The 18,267-nt window shown below is 37.3% G+C and carries 14 protein-coding genes; 2 read left to right on the forward strand and 12 right to left on the reverse strand.

What is annotated here, in order from left to right:
* Position 1: 1 nt before the first annotated feature.
* The 9 genes from PI20285_RS07995 to PI20285_RS08035 all read right to left on the reverse strand — a co-directional run bounded on the left by PI20285_RS07995 (position 2) and on the right by PI20285_RS08035 (position 12,440).
* Positions 2-2,263, reverse strand: a complete 2,262-nt coding sequence (locus PI20285_RS07995; RefSeq protein ID WP_057773194.1) for a glycoside hydrolase family 65 protein — start codon at positions 2,261-2,263, stop codon at positions 2-4.
* 66 nt (positions 2,264-2,329) lie between these two features.
* Entirely contained in the window at positions 2,330-3,433 is a 1,104-nt protein-coding gene (locus PI20285_RS08000; protein ID WP_057773192.1) for an ABC transporter ATP-binding protein, read from the reverse strand.
* A 70-nt stretch (positions 3,434-3,503) separates the two neighbouring features.
* Positions 3,504-5,144, reverse strand: coding sequence for a glycoside hydrolase family 13 protein (locus PI20285_RS08005; protein WP_057773190.1), 1,641 nt, complete (start codon positions 5,142-5,144; stop codon positions 3,504-3,506).
* Positions 5,145-5,172: 28 nt separating this feature from the next.
* Positions 5,173-6,048 (reverse strand): carbohydrate ABC transporter permease, encoded by an 876-nt coding sequence (locus tag PI20285_RS08010; protein ID WP_082623256.1) that lies wholly within the window; start codon positions 6,046-6,048, stop codon positions 5,173-5,175.
* Positions 6,048-6,929: a carbohydrate ABC transporter permease gene (locus PI20285_RS08015; RefSeq protein ID WP_057773188.1), complete on the reverse strand. Its 882-nt coding sequence runs from the start codon at positions 6,927-6,929 to the stop codon at positions 6,048-6,050. Before PI20285_RS08015 ends, PI20285_RS08010 begins: the two co-directional genes overlap by 1 nt.
* Positions 6,930-6,939: 10 nt before the next feature.
* A complete protein-coding gene (locus PI20285_RS08020) occupies positions 6,940-8,196 on the reverse strand; it encodes an ABC transporter substrate-binding protein (protein ID WP_057773186.1) in 1,257 nt (418 codons plus the stop codon).
* Between the two features lie 195 nt (positions 8,197-8,391).
* Positions 8,392-9,675 carry an alpha-amylase family glycosyl hydrolase gene (locus PI20285_RS08025; RefSeq protein ID WP_057773184.1) on the reverse strand — a complete coding sequence of 428 codons (1,284 nt, stop codon included), beginning with the start codon at positions 9,673-9,675 and terminating at the stop codon, positions 8,392-8,394.
* A 52-nt stretch (positions 9,676-9,727) separates the two neighbouring features.
* Complete coding sequence (locus tag PI20285_RS08030) at positions 9,728-11,389, reverse strand: alpha-glucosidase (protein ID WP_057773182.1); 1,662 nt, start codon at positions 11,387-11,389, stop codon at positions 9,728-9,730.
* A gap of 91 nt (positions 11,390-11,480) precedes the next feature.
* A complete protein-coding gene (locus PI20285_RS08035; RefSeq protein ID WP_057773180.1) occupies positions 11,481-12,440 on the reverse strand; it encodes a LacI family DNA-binding transcriptional regulator in 960 nt (319 codons plus the stop codon).
* A gap of 244 nt (positions 12,441-12,684) precedes the next feature.
* Between PI20285_RS08035 and PI20285_RS08040 the strand changes: the two genes are divergently transcribed.
* Positions 12,685-13,878 carry an acetate/propionate family kinase gene (locus tag PI20285_RS08040; RefSeq protein WP_057773178.1) on the forward strand — a complete coding sequence of 398 codons (1,194 nt, stop codon included), beginning with the start codon at positions 12,685-12,687 and terminating at the stop codon, positions 13,876-13,878.
* A 56-nt stretch (positions 13,879-13,934) separates the two neighbouring features.
* Here PI20285_RS08040 and PI20285_RS08045 read toward each other — a convergent pair whose 3' ends face one another.
* Both PI20285_RS08045 and PI20285_RS08050 read right to left on the reverse strand, forming a co-directional pair.
* Positions 13,935-14,123, reverse strand: a complete 189-nt coding sequence (locus PI20285_RS08045) for a hypothetical protein (RefSeq protein ID WP_057773177.1) — start codon at positions 14,121-14,123, stop codon at positions 13,935-13,937.
* A 17-nt stretch (positions 14,124-14,140) separates the two neighbouring features.
* Positions 14,141-15,514 (reverse strand): MATE family efflux transporter, encoded by a 1,374-nt coding sequence (locus PI20285_RS08050; protein ID WP_057773175.1) that lies wholly within the window; start codon positions 15,512-15,514, stop codon positions 14,141-14,143.
* A gap of 314 nt (positions 15,515-15,828) precedes the next feature.
* Between PI20285_RS08050 and PI20285_RS08055 the strand changes: the two genes are divergently transcribed.
* The gene (locus PI20285_RS08055; RefSeq protein WP_057773173.1) at positions 15,829-17,286 is read left to right on the forward strand and encodes an NCS2 family permease; all 1,458 of its coding nucleotides are present in this window, start codon (positions 15,829-15,831) and stop codon (positions 17,284-17,286) included.
* A gap of 108 nt (positions 17,287-17,394) precedes the next feature.
* Here PI20285_RS08055 and apf read toward each other — a convergent pair whose 3' ends face one another.
* Positions 17,395-18,090: an aggregation-promoting factor gene (gene apf / locus PI20285_RS08060; protein ID WP_057773171.1), complete on the reverse strand. Its 696-nt coding sequence runs from the start codon at positions 18,088-18,090 to the stop codon at positions 17,395-17,397.
* Between the last annotated feature and the right edge of the window lie 177 nt (positions 18,091-18,267).

Genomic DNA, 18,267 nt, shown 5'->3' on the forward strand with positions numbered 1-18,267 from the left:
ACTATCGACCTCCCACTAAATTCAAAGCTTTCCCATTTAATTTCACATCTAATGGGTCACCCTTCAATAAATGAATCTTAGTTCCAGATTGATTTACTTGAACTTCAATTAATCGCTCTCTGAAGTTTATCCGGAATTGATAGGAAGTCCATTTTTTTGGTAAGAATGGTTTAAAGGACAAGGTATCGTCTTTGACCCGCATTCCTGCAAATCCTTGAACAATTGCTAACCAACTACCAGTCATCGAAGTGATATGGAGGCCATCTACGGTATCATTATTATAATTATCCAAATCTAACCGAGCTGTCCGGCCATACATTTCAACTGCTTTGTCTTCATAATGTAAGTCAGCCGCCAAAATGGCATGAACAGAAGCGGAAAGACTGGATTCATGTACCGTTAGTGGTTCATAGAAATCAAAGTTCCGTTTCTTAACATCTTCAGGAAACTGATCAATGAAATACCAAATTCCTTGGAGCACATCTGCCTGTTTAATGTATGGAGACCGTAAAATTTTGTCCCAAGACCAGTGCTGATTAATTGGTAATTGATCCTTTGGAATCGACGAAACGGGTGCTAAATCTTTATCTAAGAAACAGTCGTTTTGAACAAAGATTCCTAGCTTCTTATCTTCAGGAAGATCTATCTTATCAATAATATCTTGCCACTGTGCCTTTTCGGTTTCAGAAACATCAAGTTCACCTAGCTTTTCAGAACTCACTTTTTTCAGTGATGCCAATGTATACTTCAAAGTCCACTGTGCCAACAAGTTAGTGTACCAGTTATTGTTCACATTATTTTCATACTCATTGGGTCCTGTAACGCCATGAATCATGTAAACACCATTCCGTTTTGACCAGTGAACCCGATCAGCCCAGAATCGTGAAATGGCCGTTAAAACATCAATGCCCTTAGTTTTTAAGTATGTTTCATCACCGGTATAGCGCGTGTAATTATAAATAGCATAGGCAATCGTGCCGTTTCGATGAATTTCTTCAAACGTGATTTCCCATTCGTTATGATTCTCAATCCCGTTGAACGTTACCATCGGATATAACGCGCCCTTAAGGCCTTGCTCACGGGCATTGTGAAATGCTCCTGCCAATTGATTATAGCGATATTCCAGCAAATTTTCTGACACTTTTTTATCCGCTAGAGATAGATATAACGGAATAGCAAATCCTTCAGTATCCCAATAAGTAGCACCACCATATTTCTCACCAGTAAATCCTTTCGGCCCAATATTCAAACGCTTATCTTCACCATAAAATGTCGAAAATAATTGAAACAAGTTGAACCGAATGCCTTGTTGAGCGGCATCATCGCCAGTAATTTGCACATCTGCTTTTTCCCAGCGTTTTGCCCAGGCCTGCGACTGGTCTTCTACAAGTTTTTGATAAGGCTCATCAGAAACTTTATTTGTTAAAACCTGCATTCCAGCCTTTAAAGTAGCCTCATCATCATAATCACGAGATGTGACGACAACTACTCGTTTTTCAAACGTGACCGCCTGTTTGGCTTCAAGTTTACCTGTAAACTCATTGACTACCTTCTGGTCAGCATCTGGTTGCTCAACAGATTTGAGATCTGTTTTATGGGTCATTTCCATGCCAACCGTAAATTGTGGCGTGCCAAAGTTGTTAGGCTTTGTTTCTGCAATTAAATAGCCAGCATTAGAAGTTTGTTCTTTTGTCTGTAAATTCCAGAATTTTTCATCATAATTCGTATCTTCATTGAAAACATCAGCGTCAATTTCAGAAACAACCTTGACTGTGACAGGCTGATCGCCTAAATTTTCAATTAGATAATTGACATCAAAAAGCTCTTTTTGGGTAACGCTTACAAAACGTTGAATAGTAAAACGCACGTTTTTATTTTGTTCAGTTACCGTAAATCGACGAGTTAAGATTCCGGTTTTCATATCCAAAGATAATTCAAAATCTTTGATCGCAATCTTTGCTAAATCAACTTTTAGATCATCTAACCAAACATTTACCTTGTCAAAATTCACCGCGTTAATAACTTTCCCAAAATACTTTGGATAACCATTTTTCCACCAACCAACAACTGTTTTATCAGGATACCAAACTCCACCAATATAAATTCCGGAGTGTGTATCAGCAGAATAGTCTTCTTCAAACATCCCCCGCATCCCCATATAACCATTGCCAATACTGGTCATGGACTCCTGAAGCCGTTTATTCTTTTTATCAAGGTCATGCGTAACAATTTTCCATGGATCGATTTCAAAAGTTCGTTGCATGAGTGCTACTCCTCCTCTATTAAAAAGAGACCAGGCAAGACTTACGCCCGATCCCTTTTATAATGTTTATTCAATAGTTGCTTCTGTATCCATATCAAAGAAATGTGCTTTACTCATTTCAAAAGCCATTTCTACATTTTCACCAGGCTCATGATAATCTCTAGCATTAACCTGCGCAACAAACTCTGTATCTCCTGTCTTAGAATAGAGCATTGAGTCTACCCCCAATAACTCAGAAACCACAACAGTCGCGTCTACTACCGAATCAGGCATAGACTGAATTGCAACTTGTTCCGTATGAATGTCCTCAGGCCGAATACCGACAACTAATTTTTTATTATTATATCCTTGATCAACTAATTTCTTTAATCGTCCCTCCGGAACAACAACGTTTAAGCCTTTATCATTAATAACATGACCATCACGTAAAGTTGCATCAAAGAAATTCATTGCGGGTGATCCCATAAAACCTGCCACAAATTTATTGACTGGCTCATTGTAAAGCTGTGAAGGAGTTCCTACTTGCTGAATTTTACCTTCATTCATAATTACAATCCTATCAGCCATAGTCATGGCCTCAACCTGATCATGAGTAACATAAATCATGTTTGTTTGTAATCTTTGATGTAGTTGTGCAATCTGCGTTCTCATCTGGACACGCAACTTTGCATCCAAGTTTGACAAAGGTTCATCTAAAAGAAATAATTTTGCATTTCGCACAATCGCTCTTCCCAATGCAACTCGTTGTCGCTGACCACCTGATAGTGCAGCCGGTTTTCGCTGTAAGAATTCAGTTAATCCAAGAATCTCAGCTGCGTTCTCAACTTTTTTTTGAATTTCTTCTTTAGGCATCTTTTGAATTTTTAATCCAAAACCCATATTATCGAATACCGTCATATTTGGATATAATGCATAATTTTGGAAAACCATTGCAATGTCTCGATCCTTGGGAGCTACATCGTTCATAACTTTTCCGTCCATTACCAAATCACCATCAGTAATGTCCTCCAACCCAGCTATCATTCGCAAAGTTGTGGATTTTCCACAACCAGAAGGACCAACAAAAACAATAAATTCTTTATCTTTAATGTCTAAGTTAAAATCACTTACTGAATATGATGAATTCCCATCATACTCTTTATAAATATGCTTTAAATTAATCTCAACCATTATGACATCCCCTTTAGATTTTAATTTGGTAATTGTCTATCATTAAATTGTTATAAAATTTCAAGAGATCCTATTTAACTTTAATCACAAAGGATTCATATGGTCTCAATTCATAACTGGTTAAATCAACCATCTCTTCGTCATAATTTCCAAGAATTATATTTTTTTGGATACCATACTTTGGTAGCTTAATCAGATTTTTTTGCTGATCAAAATTCGCAATTACTATAAATTTGTGATCCTTGTCTTCTCTTACATATGCAAATACGTTTTCCGGAACCTCTTTAATTTCTATAAAATTACCCCAAACAATTGTTTTGTAATGCTTTCTCAAGTTAATTAATTTTCTATAAGTATAAAAAACTGATTTGGGATCTTCTAATGCTTGTTCAACATTTATTTCACTATAATTTGGGTTCACATGTAACCAAGGAACACCAGTTGTAAATCCAGCTTCTTTTGTATTATTCCACTGCATCGGTGTTCTGGCATTATCGCGACCTTTTTTGTTAATAGCTTGAATAATCGTATCTTTCTTATATCCCCTAGCTTCTCGTTCTTTATACATATTGATGCTTTCAATGTCATCCACTTCAGAAATATTCTTTATAGGGTAATTTGTCATACCAATTTCTTCGCCCTGATAAACATAAGGTGTACCTTTCATCATATGCAAGATAATTCCAAACATTTTAGCACTTCTTACCCGATACTCTTTAGAGTCGTTACCCCACCGGGAAACAATTCTTGGTAAATCATGATTATTCCAAAACAAGCTGTTCCACCCGTGTTGCAAAGACGTTTGCCACTTATATAGCACCTTTTTTAGATCCTTCACTTGAAGTGCTCTTAAATCCCATTTTTCTCCATTCTTCTTTTGATCTAACATACTGTGTTCAAACTGAAACACCATTGAAAGCTCATGCCGACTTGGGTCAGAATACAATTCAGCATTTTCAGGAGTTGCTCCCCACGTTTCACCAACCGTAAGCATATCTTTTCCAGAAAACGTATTAGAGTTCATTTCCTGAAGATAATCGTGGAGTCTTGGACCATTTTCAGTAATTAACTGATCTGGTTGTTTGCCAATTAAATCAATAACATCCATTCTAAATCCGCCAATTCCTTTTTCAATCCAGAAATTCATCATTTTCCAAATCGAATCTCTCACTTGACTATTCTCCCAGTTAAGATCTGGTTGTTTTTCACTAAACAGGTGAAAATAATATTGACCGGATTTTTTGTCAAAACTCCATGCACTTCCACCAAAAGAAGCTTTTAGACCATTGGGTTCTTTACCATTCACTGGATCTCGCCAAATGTAAAAATCTCTATACGGATTTTCCTTTGACTTTTTTGCCTCAACAAACCATTTGTGCTCGTCAGAAGTGTGATTCACAACCAAATCCATCACAATTCTAATTTGTCGGGTTTTTGCCTCATTAATCAATTTGTTCATATCTTGCATAGTTCCGAACTCGGACATAATATCTTGATAATCTGAAATATCATAACCATTATCTGCATTTGGAGATTTGTAAACCGGACTTAACCAAATTGCTCCAATTCCAAGTTCTTTCAAATAATCTAATCGGCTAATAATTCCTTGTATATCACCAATTCCATCACCATTGGAATCTTGAAAACTTCTTGGATATATTTGGTAAACAACTGTTGATTGCCACCAATGTTCATTACTTTCACTTTTCACAACATTCTCCTCGTCCCTATGTTGATATTTATTTAACAGAACCACTCGTTACACCAGCAATAATATATTTCTGGAAGAAGACATACATTAGTAACACTGGTAATAACACCAATACATACGAAGCAAACGCTAAGTTATATTGTGTAGCAAATTGCCCTTGAAAAACATATTGCGCCAATTGCAAAGTTTGCTGATGCGGATCACTCAATAATACCAGTGGCATTAAGAAATCATTCCAAGTCCACATAAACGAAAGAATTGCTACGGTTGCATGCATTGGCTTCATCAATGGAAAAATCACTTTAAAGAATACTTGATACGGCTTTGCACCATCCATAATTGCAGCTTCTTCCAAAGCTGTCGGAATTCCTTTTACAAAACCTGAATAAAGGAAGATATTTTGTGGTAACCCGAACACAATATATAGAAAAGTAATTCCAATGATATTATCCATATGAAATGCACTTACCTCTTTTACCAAAGGAAGCATGATTACATTAAATGGAATAAACATGGCACTTATAAAATAGTAGTACATCATATTAAAAAATTTATTTTTTAACCTGTATCTAGTAATTACATAAGCTGCCATTGAGTTAGTAAAGATCGTAAATATAATATTTACCACGGTAATAAATAAGGTGTTAAAAAACATTCGGGGAAAATTGGTCATTGACCAGGCATTAGCAAAGTTTTCCCAATGTAGTTTTTTAGGCAAAGAAAGGATATTTGTCATTTGTGAAGGATCCTTTAATGCAATTACTATTGTTATATAGATTGGACCGAGTATTGCAAATATCGCAATGACCATTAAAACACTCGTAAGCGTCCAGTTAATGTGTTTATTTTTTGCATGTTTCTTTGGTCGAGGCGCATTATTGTTCACTTTTACATTTGCTTGCATTAGCTTAATTTCTCCTCTCGTTTATTTAAGATTCTTAACTGAATCAGTGATATTACAAGAACTACCAAGAATAGCACCACTGCATTGGCAGATTGAATAGCAAACTGTGATCCTTGAAAACCTTGAGTATATATTTCAACTGAAATGGAGGTCGTACTATTTCCGGGTCCACCGTTAGTCATTGCCATAATTTGATCAAATACCATCAGATAACCTTTTACTGACAGCACTAAATTAATAGTAAAGAATGGGGCAATCAGTGGAAATGTAATGTTCCTGAACTTCTGCCATGGTCCAACTCCATCTAGTGATGCAGCTTCATATATTTCCGGATCTACAGACTGTAAACCTGCCAAATAAATTAATGTGTTAAATGCTAGGCCTTGCCAAATAGTAACAATCAAAATTCCAATCCAAGCATGCGTCGTACCTAATATGTTGTTGTATAAAGCGGGAAAATGCATAAAATGTCCAAATTGTGGAATCAAATTTCCAAAAATAAACTTGAACACGAATCCTACAATTAAACTTCCTAACATGTAAGGCAAAAAATAAACTGCTTTTAAGAAATTTTGAAACTTAATTTTACTGTTCAATCCAATAGCAATAGCAAGCGCAATTGCATTAACTAACACGGTTGCAAACAAGGCAAACTTGAAGGTGAACCAATACGCGTCTGTAATATTGCCATTTCCAAACATATATAAATAATTTTTTAGTCCAACAAACTTCCATGAACCATAGCCGGTCCAGTTAGTAAAGCTATAAAACACTCCACGAAGAAATGGAACCGTGTGGAAAATGAAAAATAGAATACCAATTGGCACAACCATCATATAATAAGTGAACGGTATCTTTTTCCCTTTTTTCCTACTTTTCATTATTTCATCACTAATCCTTTACATTTGCCGAATCAAACGCTTTATCAGCTTTTTTTAAAGTTGCTGTAATATTTTTAGAATCGCTCATGCCTTTAGTTTGATTTACACCTGTTTGTGTAAGAACTGCAGTCATATCAAAGCCATCTGGATAATAGTGATCTGGATAATTTACAACATCACCTTTAGTCAGGTAAGAAGAAATTCCTTCAAGTGAAGCATCTTTCTGTGCAACGCCCTTAATTGCTGAGAAAGAGAATTGCTGTTTATTATATAATTGCGAACTCTTTTTACTCATCAAAAATTTAACGAACTTCTTATCAGCTGCTTGATTCTTTGATTTTTTAGAGATAGCAAACGCAACATCAATACCTGATGTAACTTTATTTTTACTGCTATCATTATTAACAGGCATCTTAAACATGTCTAATTTGACATTCTTCTTTAATTGCTTAGCTTGTGGAATTACAAAGTTACCATTGATCATCATGGCTGCTTTTCCTTCAGCTAAAGCTTTTGTCCCATCGTTGTACGAAGTACCCATGTAATCAGATTGTGCATACTTACTAAGAGTTAAATATTTTTGCACAACCGCCTTATGTGAACTCAAGTATGTTGTTTTATTAGCCAGTCGTTTATTGATCCATGAACCATTAATCATGTTTGAATCCAGCTGGTTGAAGACTCCCATTGTGGTCCAACTATCCTGGAAAGGTAATTCAAATGGTGTAATACCATGTGCTTTTAAGGTCTTTGCATCAGCAATTAATTCATTCCATGTAGTTGGAGTTTTAGTGATTCCAGCCTTAGCAAATAATGTTTTATTATAAACGATACCAGATGCATTAGTTGCATAAGGTACTGCATCTAGCTTGCTTCCCTTGGAAATTGATGTAATCATTTTTTGGTACGCAGGCATCGTCGTCTTCGTAAACGATTCACCACTTAAATCTTCCAAAACACCAGCTCTTTGTACTTGCTGATAATTTACATCTCCACTAACTGCCATAACATCAGGAATTGAATTTTTGGCCAAGTCAGACTTTAAAACTGTTCCTGCGTTACTTGGTGATGATAATTGCACTTTAATATTTGGATTTTTCTTTTCAAATTGAGAAATTAATTGTTTATACGTTCCGGCATTTTCTGTTTTGGTTGAAAAAAATTGAATTGTTGTCGACTTGGAAGATGAATTACCACATCCGCCAAGTAACAATGATAATGACAACATGCTCGTCAAACCGACTAATAATTTTGTACTCTTCTTCATTTTATTTTCCTTCTTTGCTATATTTTTCGTTGCTTAACTAAAACGATATTTACTACCCTACATTCACTCGAAAACTCTTTTCTTTTATAAAATGCCTCCCCTAAATAAGTCAATCAAATATTTTTTTGAACACCTTTATTGTTATACGTCTGAGTAACAGTTGCAACCGCTTTCTTGATGTTACCGTTAACAATTTTATTCATTTTCAATAACGATAGGGTTCTGAGCCACTTTAATAATCCCTCGATTTACTCTTATGTCCGAATCATCTATTAGATTACGGTACAAGCCACTTTTAAGTTGTACTTTAGCTATACCATTCTTACTTCGTAGGGAAAAGATTCCAATTCTAGTTTTATTTTTATTAGCGAATTGTACTTGCACGATATCATTTTGTTCACTTATTAATTTATATTTACCGTCAATTTGTACATCATCTTGTTTTAATTCATGCATCTTTTTTATTAGATTTGATAAATCCATATCAGTATTCCACTGAAGTTTGTCTTCTTCGAATAGAGATGGTGTATGCACCAATCCGTGCTCTTGCCCCGCGTATACCAGCGTGGCACCCTTCTGAAACTCGGAAAAAGCAGTCCAATTAACTAAATCATTCTCATTTGGAATGATATTATGTGCTCTCAAATTATCATGATTCTCAAGATTCCGCATTTTAATATAGTTGGCCGGATAAGTTAAGTCCTGTCGATTCAATACTTTTACATAATCAGCTAAAGTTGTCTTCCCGGCAAAATAATCATGCCAATCTTGATCGATATCATAATCATACGCCATATCAAAAGCACGATAAATTTCACCATCTGAAGAAATCCAGAACCCTTTGCTACGAATCTCGCGAATGTAATCTCCTCCCGTTGATTCCGCTAACCAAACGAGATCGGACTTAACTTCACCAACTTCTTTACGAGCCGCTAACCAAAATGGCAGCGGTACTTGTGGAGCAACATCGCAGCGAAAGCCATCCGCAACCTCTGCATACTGTTTCAAAGTTTCAATTTGATAGTCCCACAATCCTTTGTTGCTGTAGTCAAGCTCCGCCACATCAGACCATTCAGGATTCTTGTTATACAAATGCCCTGCTTCATCATGTAAAAACCATTCAGGGTGTTCTTTCAACAAAACAGAATCTCTTGATGTATGGTTATACACAATATCAATCATCAGTTTCATCCCTAATTGATGAATCTGATGTGCCAAGTGAATGAGATCATCCCAAGTCCCTATCGCAGGATCGATTTTACGGTAGTCTTGAATGGCATATGGTGAACCCAACTCACCTTTTCGATCTACCTTACCAATCGGATTAATGGGTAATAACCAAACAAAGTCTGTTCCCAAATCTTTAATTCTTGGAAGATCCTTCTCCAAAGCCTTTAGTGTTCCCTCCTGCGTGTGATTTCTTACAAAAACACTGTAAATTTGTGTTTTGCGTAATTCGATATTTGTGTCATCTGCCATTAGTAAATCCCCCTATTTTAAGTTTTCTGATTTTTATTATTTAAAGTTGCCGCTACTCTTCCATGACCACAATGCTGCCACCCGCAGCCATTGTCACTACGTTATCCACTAATGAATTTGCTTTGTTTGCCAAAATTGTGTGAATAATTTTGATCGTTGGAATTCGGTAATTTTCGGGCTGCTTCCCTAAATTGACCACCACAAATCCTTTTTGACCATTCAGTTCGCGTTCGTATGCATAAATATTTGTCTTTGTATTCAATAACACATAGCTTCCCTCAGAGAACAATGACGTGTTCTTAATCTTCAAAACCGCCCGGTAAAAGGCTAACAGGCCCTCACTATCTGATTCAGCATCTTCTGCAGTCACTGTATTATGATCTGCCCAATTCCAAGGATGATGTTGTGAAAAACCGACATATTTCTCGTTTTTCCATTGGAATGGTCCACGAGCAGTCATTTCGTCTTGTTGGTTAAGCAATTGAATAATATCGTCATCCGCATAACCAAGCCCTTGCAATAATTGAATTAAGTCCATCGCCCGTTGATCGTGAAAATCCTTTAATTTTTTATAATTCAGATTACGCATCCCGATCTCTTCGCCATAATAAATAATTGGAATTCCCCGTTGCAAATACATACAAACTGCTAAGGCCTTAGGAAAATCTTCATCTCCGGCGTTCACGTTCAAGCGATCCAAAACACGACTAATATCGTGATTTCCCCACGTTAAGGCTGGTAAACTAATATTTTCAAGAACTGCTTCCCACACGGAAAAAGTTTCCTTCAAATGAGTAGGATCTAGCTGCCGTGGTTGAAAAAATTTAGGAATATTGGGATCTTTAAATGGATAAATTTCACCATAATTATCAGAACTAACCACCATATCGCAGCCAAACTGATTAGGTCGTGTATACTCAGCCGCTTGATAGGCGTCAGCCGACGACGCTTCTCCGAGGAAAAACACCTCCGGATTGTCATCCTTAACAAGCTTGATAAAATTCTGCAAATAAGTTTTGACGTTTGGTAAATTGGCATAAAGTGACGAGTCCATTGGGAACTCGGTGTCTTGATTCAAAATGTTTTGCTGAAGATTAGCTTTTGCAATATGAATGAACGCGTCCAAACGAAAACCATCTACACCCTTATCAATCCAAAACTTGGCAATATCTGCCATTGATTTACGGACTTCAGGGTTATGCCAATTCAAATCAGGCATCCGTTTGTCAAATAAGTGACAGTAATACTGCGCTCCTCCATTCGGATCTTTTTCCCAGGCGCTGCCGCCAAAAAATGATCCCCAATTATTCGGGCGCTCACCATTATTTTCACCCCAAATATAATATTCGCGAAAAATGCTATCTTTGTTTTTTATTGCATCTTGAAACCATGGATGTTGATCCGACGTATCATTGATGGGTAAATCCAACAACAAATACATTTTTCGCTTATGCATCTCAGTGACCAGCTTGGTAAAATCATCCATCGTGCCAAGGATCGGATCAATCGCAAAATAATTTGAAACATCGTAGCCATTATCAACTTGTGGCGAAACAAAAATTGGATTCAACCAAATTGTGTTTGCTCCCAGTTGCTGAACGTAATCTAGCTTTTCAGTAATTCCAGCCAGATCACCCACCCCATCGTTGTTAGAATCTTTAAAGCTTTTCGGATAAATCTGATAAATCACTGCTTTTTTATACCATGCACCCATCACAAACGCTCCTCTTTGAAAACCTTTTCATTGAAAGCATAAAAAATAAGCCTGCTAATTGCAAGGCCTATTGGCAATGTTACCGATAACATTATTTTGAAAGCTCGCGAATAGTGCCGCCCATACTAATTTTCGGTTCAAACATTAACGAACCATCGCTCTCAATATGATTTGTAATCTTATCAAGCAACTTTTCACCGCACGCCATCCCCATTTCAACAATTGCTTGTTTAACAGTCGTAATTTGTGGAAAGGCAACTTGATTTAAAAATACACCATCAAATCCAGTCACACCATAATCTACTGGAATTAAACCTCCACAACTTTCAATGCCCCGTTCTGCACCCAAAGCAAGTCGATCTGAGGCACAAATAAAACACGTATCAGGGCCAAAACTATCCCAATTGTCGATCACAAACTGTTGGGAAAGATGGCTATGATTATCGAATCGATGAATTTCTGAAACCATTTGATTTTCTTGAATCAATTGTAAATAACCAGCTTCGCGTGAGTATTCAAACGATTCATGGCTATCCATCCCAATAAAAATTAATCGTTTATATCCACGTTTAACGGCCAAATCAGAAATCATAAATGTCCCGGCCTTATTATTCGTATCCACGAAATCAAATCCAAACCGATTTTCACCAAAGATTACCAATGGCTTTTTTAAATCCCCGATCCAATCAAAATCCTTTTTTCGCATGCCAGTCACGACATAGCCATCACAATTTCCAATATCAAAATTTCGTCGCGTTACCAGTTGTAAAGAATACTGTTGAGCGTCTAGCGCACGGGCGATCCCAATCATCAAGTTCATATAATAGGGTTCCGTTGTATCAATATCTTCCAATACGCAGAACTTAATAATTTGGGTACTATTATTTACCAGCGCCTTGGCTGCAGTATTTGGATGATAATCTACTTCACGCATAGCCTGATAAACAAGTTGTTTTAAATCTTCTGTAACTTTATCTGGATGGTTGATCACCCGAGAGACCGTCATTTTTGAAACGTTAGCTATTTTTGCGACATCATTTAAAGTTGCCATTGAACATCTCTCCCCCAATAATTTCTACTCATATTTTTATTATACCAAGTAAGCCCTTTCGAAACCCACATTATTTTAAGAAAACCTTTACTTTCATTTCTTTGCCTTAACTACTGCCTATCGTTCTCGAAAATGTGCTACACTTTTTAGAGGCCCAACGATAGGTAACTTTATACGTTTGGCCTTCATTAATTTAATTTGGATATATTAAAAAAATCATTATTGAAAGAAGCGAAATTTAATTTTGAAAAAAATATTAGTTATCAACGCTGGAAGTTCCTCACTTAAATGGCAGTTATTCAGCATCGACAACCTTTCTCTCATTAATAAAGGCGTTATGGAACGGATGAACACTCCTGAAGCCATTTTCACAATTGTCCGCAATGGCGAGGACTTCACACAGCAAATCAGCAACTTAACTTACAAACAAGGTGTCGAGCTGTTGTTTGACCAGCTTAAACATCTCCATTTGATTAGTGATGTTTCTGAAATTGCCGCTGTTGGACACCGTGTAGTTGCCGGAGCGACAAGCTTCAAACATCCTACACAAATCACTTCGTACAACATTGCTCAGCTAAAAGCTCTCAACAAATACGCACCGTTGCATAATCCGGTCCAAGTAGAATGTATCGAAACGCTTATGGATGTCCTTCCTGACAGTACACCACAGATTGCCGTTTTTGACAGTCAGTTCTATCTGGACATGCCCGAAGAAACTGCCCTTTATGCAATTCCTTATGAGTATTCAATGAAGTACCAAATTCGTAAATACGGCGAACATGGCATTAGTCATGAATATGTCTTACATGAAACTGCCAACTTTTTAAAAAAGGACTATCATGATCTAAAATTGGTCACACTTCATCTTGGTGGTGGTGCTTCAATCACGGCTAGTCAAAATGGTGAACCTTTCGATACCTCAATGGGCTTTACTCCCCTCGAAGGTCTGCCAATGGGCACTCGTTCGGGTTCTGTCGACCCCGCCGTCGTGCCTTTCTTGATGAATGAACTCCATGTTAACGCCGATCAGATTATTGACATCTTTAACAAAAAATCTGGTTTACTAGGCGTTTCCGGAATTTCAGCCGACATGCGCGATATTGTTTCAAACTCATCTACAAATCCCCGTGCAAAACTAGCCTACGACATGTTTATTAATTCGGCAGTTAAACACATTGGTGGTTACTTTACTGAAATGGGTGGCTTGGATGTGATTACCTTCACCGCAGGCATTGGCGAACATCAAGCTTCTCTACGGACTGATGTTATTGACCGTTTAGCAGTTCTGGGGATTAAACTTGATGAAGAACGCAATGAAAACGGCAAGGGACCACGCGTTATTAGTGCGGATGATTCCTCCGTTAAAGTATTAATGATTCCTACTAATGAAGAATTAGCGATTGCTAAATCTGTTAAAAACCTAACGAGTACAAATTAAAAAAGTGACAAACTGATATTTTCGAAACTCATCGAATAATCTCAGTTTGTCACTTTTTATTTTTTGGAATTTTTCGAAACTTTTAATAAATAATTCCCACAATAACCAAAGGCCACTGCTCCAACAATGCCAATCCAGAACTTGTCAGAAAAGTCTCCTTGCCGGATTTGATTAATGACAACCCCAATCAGTCCAAGCACAATTAAACCATCTAAAATTAATAAAATAACTGTTGAAAACTTCATAACGCTCTCCTCTTACCCTACTCATTTTCATTATCTAGCGTCACATTTTCATGTAGACCATCCACACGACGTAAGTTTCGCATCGTTCTCATAAATGACACAATCAAAACTGCAACGGAAGCTAACCAGGCCAAGGGACTTGCGAAACAGGCTGCGATAAAGCCGAACTGAGGTACCAACACAATTCCGACAAAAATCCGTGAAACCAATTCCGCCACACCAGCCATTGTTGGTGCAAAACTCCGTCCAAGTCCCTGTAATGCATATCGTACCACAAAAAGAATCGAGAGTAAGAAGTAACTTGTGCTGACAACCAAGAAATAGGTGTGAGCCAGCCTCGTAACTTCAGGCGCTGAGTTTCCAATAAAGAGATTGACCAGCGCATTACTGTTCAAAATAATGACGACCGCAATAATAAAACTAAAGATGACGGTCGCAATCAAACATTGCTTAATTCCGACTAAAATTCGCTCATAATTCTTTGCCCCAAAGTTTTGCGCTGTAAAAGTTGCCATGGTAATTCCTAATGACACCATTGGTTGCGTAGCTAATGAGTCAATCTTCCCAGCAGCTGTATAGGCCGCGATCGATTGCGCACCTAATTGGTTTAAGGAAACTTGTAAAATAATGGACCCAATCGAAATTATGGAAGCCTGAAATCCCATTGGCAAACCAAGTTTCAGTTCCTGTTTAATCATATCGCGATCAATTTTCATATCTGAAAGCCTTAAACTTAATTCAGGAATATGGCGTCTGATGTACCAAACGCATAGCAAACACGAAAATAGTTCGGCAGTCACAGTTGCAATTCCTGCACCTGCAATGCCCATGTTTAGACCGATTACCAATACAATATCTAAAATAACGTTAGTGATGGCAGCAATAATTAAGAAAATAAGGGGAGTCCGACTATTTCCCAAGGCTCGCAACATATTTGCAAATAAATTATAAAATACGGTAACTGCTAATCCCATAAACATAATTCCAATAAAAGTTTCTGCCCCGTCTAAAAGGACCTTAGGTGTTTGCATCAAGACTAGCAATGGTCGCGCCAGTCCAACACCAATGATGGTAAGAATTACGCTCACTGCAATACAAATCCAAATACTATTCGCAAAGCTTTTTTTTACGCTTCTTAAGTCGCCAGTCCCAAACTCTTGCGCGGTTAAAATTGAGAGACCAACTGTCATTCCTTGCGCAAACCCAATGATCAGTCCGCTTAAACCAGCTGTTGCCCCAACGGCAGCCAAGGCATTTACACCAACTGCTCGCCCGACAATTAAGGTATCTGACAGCGTATAAATCTGTTGAAAGATATTCCCCAAAAATAATGGAATACTGAAAAAAATAATTCCTTTAATTGGACTGCCCTTAGTTAGCGAATGTTCCATGTATTAAGCCTCCTCAAAAACCGCCATTTCAGATATGAAACCGATTTCTATAGTTATTAGTTAAGTTTATATTATAACTTGTTGAGTACTAATTACAATGAATAAAACCATGATTTTACCTTCCCACGATAATTTCACAACTTTTTAAATCGTATTTTAGGTTTTTAAATGGAATTTTTAACTAGTATTCCACCATGATTAAATCAATATACGAACTATCTAAATAAACTAATGCATTTTATTACGTGTTTTGTGTAGATTTATCTTTTGAAATCGTTTATGATAAACATACATCATAAGAAAAGAGGAAAATCATGTCAAATTTTTTTGAACTAAAGAAGAATGGAACTACTGTTTCAACAGAAATTACCGCCGGAATCACGACTTTCTTCGCGATGTCATATATTTTATTCCTGAACCCGCAAATCCTTAGTCAAACCGGGATGCCGGCTCAAGCCGTATTTTTAGCCATGATTATTGCCTCTGTTACAGGAACTCTAATCATGGGACTCTTTGCCAACGTGCCTTATGCGTTAGCTCCTGGAGTTGGGCTGCAAGCTTTCTTTACATATACAGTCGTTATGTCACTTGGCTTTACATGGCAAGAAGGACTAGCACTTGTTTTCTTTTGTGGTGTTATCAACATTGTGATCACCATTACCAAACTCCGAAAAATGCTGATTACAGCCATTCCTAACACCATCCAACTAGCAATTAGTGGTGGAATTGGTGTCTTCATTGCTTACCTAGGTTTAAAAAATGCTAATATTATTCAATTTTCTAGTGATTCTAGTAGTATTGTCTCCATTAACGGTCAGGCTTATAATTCCGCCGTTACCCATTTCAGCCACGGTGTTACGAGCGTGGTCACAGGTGGTGGAATTACGCCATCAATGTCTATGTTCAACAACCCCAGTGTGATTCTAGCTCTTATCGGGATTACCCTCACGATCATTTTACAAATTAAAAAAGTTCCCGCAAGTATTTTAATCGGGATTATTGTCACAACCATCATTGGCATCCCCATGGGTGTGACGAATTTACATATTTCTGACGCGAATTCCTTAGTAAACTCAATTGAAGCTTTGAAAACAACTTTCTTAGCGGCCTTTTCATCTAAAGGAATGGGCTCGCTATTTAATGATAGTCACCGATTAATCTTAGTCTTTATGACCATCCTTTCTTTTAGTTTATCTGATATTTTTGATTCACTTGGTACCTTCATTGGTACTGGCCGTCGCACTGGGATTTTTTCCGCGGAGGATGAAAAGGACCTCGAATCAAATCCGGGTCTTTCTTCTAAACTAGATCGGGCGCTGTTTGCCGATTCAATTGCGACTGGGGTCGGGTCATTATTCGGAACTTCTAACATCACAACCTACGTAGAAAGTTCTGCTGGGATTGGTGCTGGTGGACGAACTGGTTTAACAAGCGTCACAGTAGCCGTCCTCTTCTTACTAAGCAGCTTTGCCTCTCCATTACTCTCAGTCATCCCTAATGCCGCAATCGCTCCTGCATTGATCATTGTCGGGATTATGATGATGAGCTCATTTCAAGAAATTAATTGGAATAGTTTTGAAGAAGCCGTTCCTGCATTTATGGCATCTATCTTTATGGCGTTTTGTTACAATATCACATACGGAATCGCCGCAGGCTTTATCTTCTACTGTATTGTCAAACTGGTTACTGGAAAAGCAAAAGAGGTTCATCCCCTTATCTGGATTGTCTCAGCTCTCTTTATCCTCAACTTTACGATATTAGCCATTGCTTAAAATTTAGTTTTTAAAACAAAAAAATTCGTTCAACGATCTAAGAGATTATCTCTAGATTATTGAACGAATTTTTATTGTTTGTTATGCACGAAAAACAGATTTTTCTGTTTAGTACCAGCCGTTTGCTTGCCAGAACGCTTTAGCAGCAGTCCATGAGCCGTAACGTGAAGATACGTATGAATTAGCAACCTTTTCTTGGTTAGCAGCTGAGTAATCACCATTTAAGTATGATGAACTCAATTGATATTTACCAATGTATTGGCCGTTAGTAGCTGTGTATGAACCGCCTGATTCTTTGTTAGCGATCCATGCTTTAGCTGATGAGTCACTACCACTTGTTGTTGATGTGGTGCTAGTAGAAGCTGAACTCTTTGTATTTGTGCTTTGTGTGTTAGCTGACTGACTCTGTGTAGTGCTTTGAGTAGTTTGAGCTGATTGTTGCGTTGAAGCAGAAGAACTTTGTGCGTTGTTCTGTGAACTTTGTGCGCTACTTTGTGTATTCTGATTAGTTTGTGTGCTTTGTGAACTAGCAGCTGGAGTTGTAGATGTTGTACTTGCGCTGTCGCTCTTAATTACTAACTTTTGGCCCACATAAATCAAGTTAACATTTGAAATGTTATTGTCGTTTGCCAATCCTTGATAATTTGCATCTTTTTTGAAATTGTATTCAATTCCAGAAAGTGTATCACCAGATTTAACTGTATAAGTTTCATCTGCACTTGCTGCAGTTGTTAAAGCAAGTGTACCTAATGTAATAGTTGATAGAAATGCTACTGAAAATTTTGTGAATTTATTTAACTTCATATTTCAAGGAGATATCGATTTAGGGTATTTCTGAAATGTTTTGTAACTAGCAGGGCCGAAACCAGCCACGGATCCCATGGTTATCGATTTAGTAAAATGACAAAAATGATTTAAAAATAACAAAAAAACTCGATTTTTTTCGAATTCTCCTATTTATCATCACTTTAATTGTATTTT

It is taken from the genome of Pediococcus inopinatus (assembly GCF_002982135.1).
Classification (GTDB): domain Bacteria; phylum Bacillota; class Bacilli; order Lactobacillales; family Lactobacillaceae; genus Pediococcus; species Pediococcus inopinatus.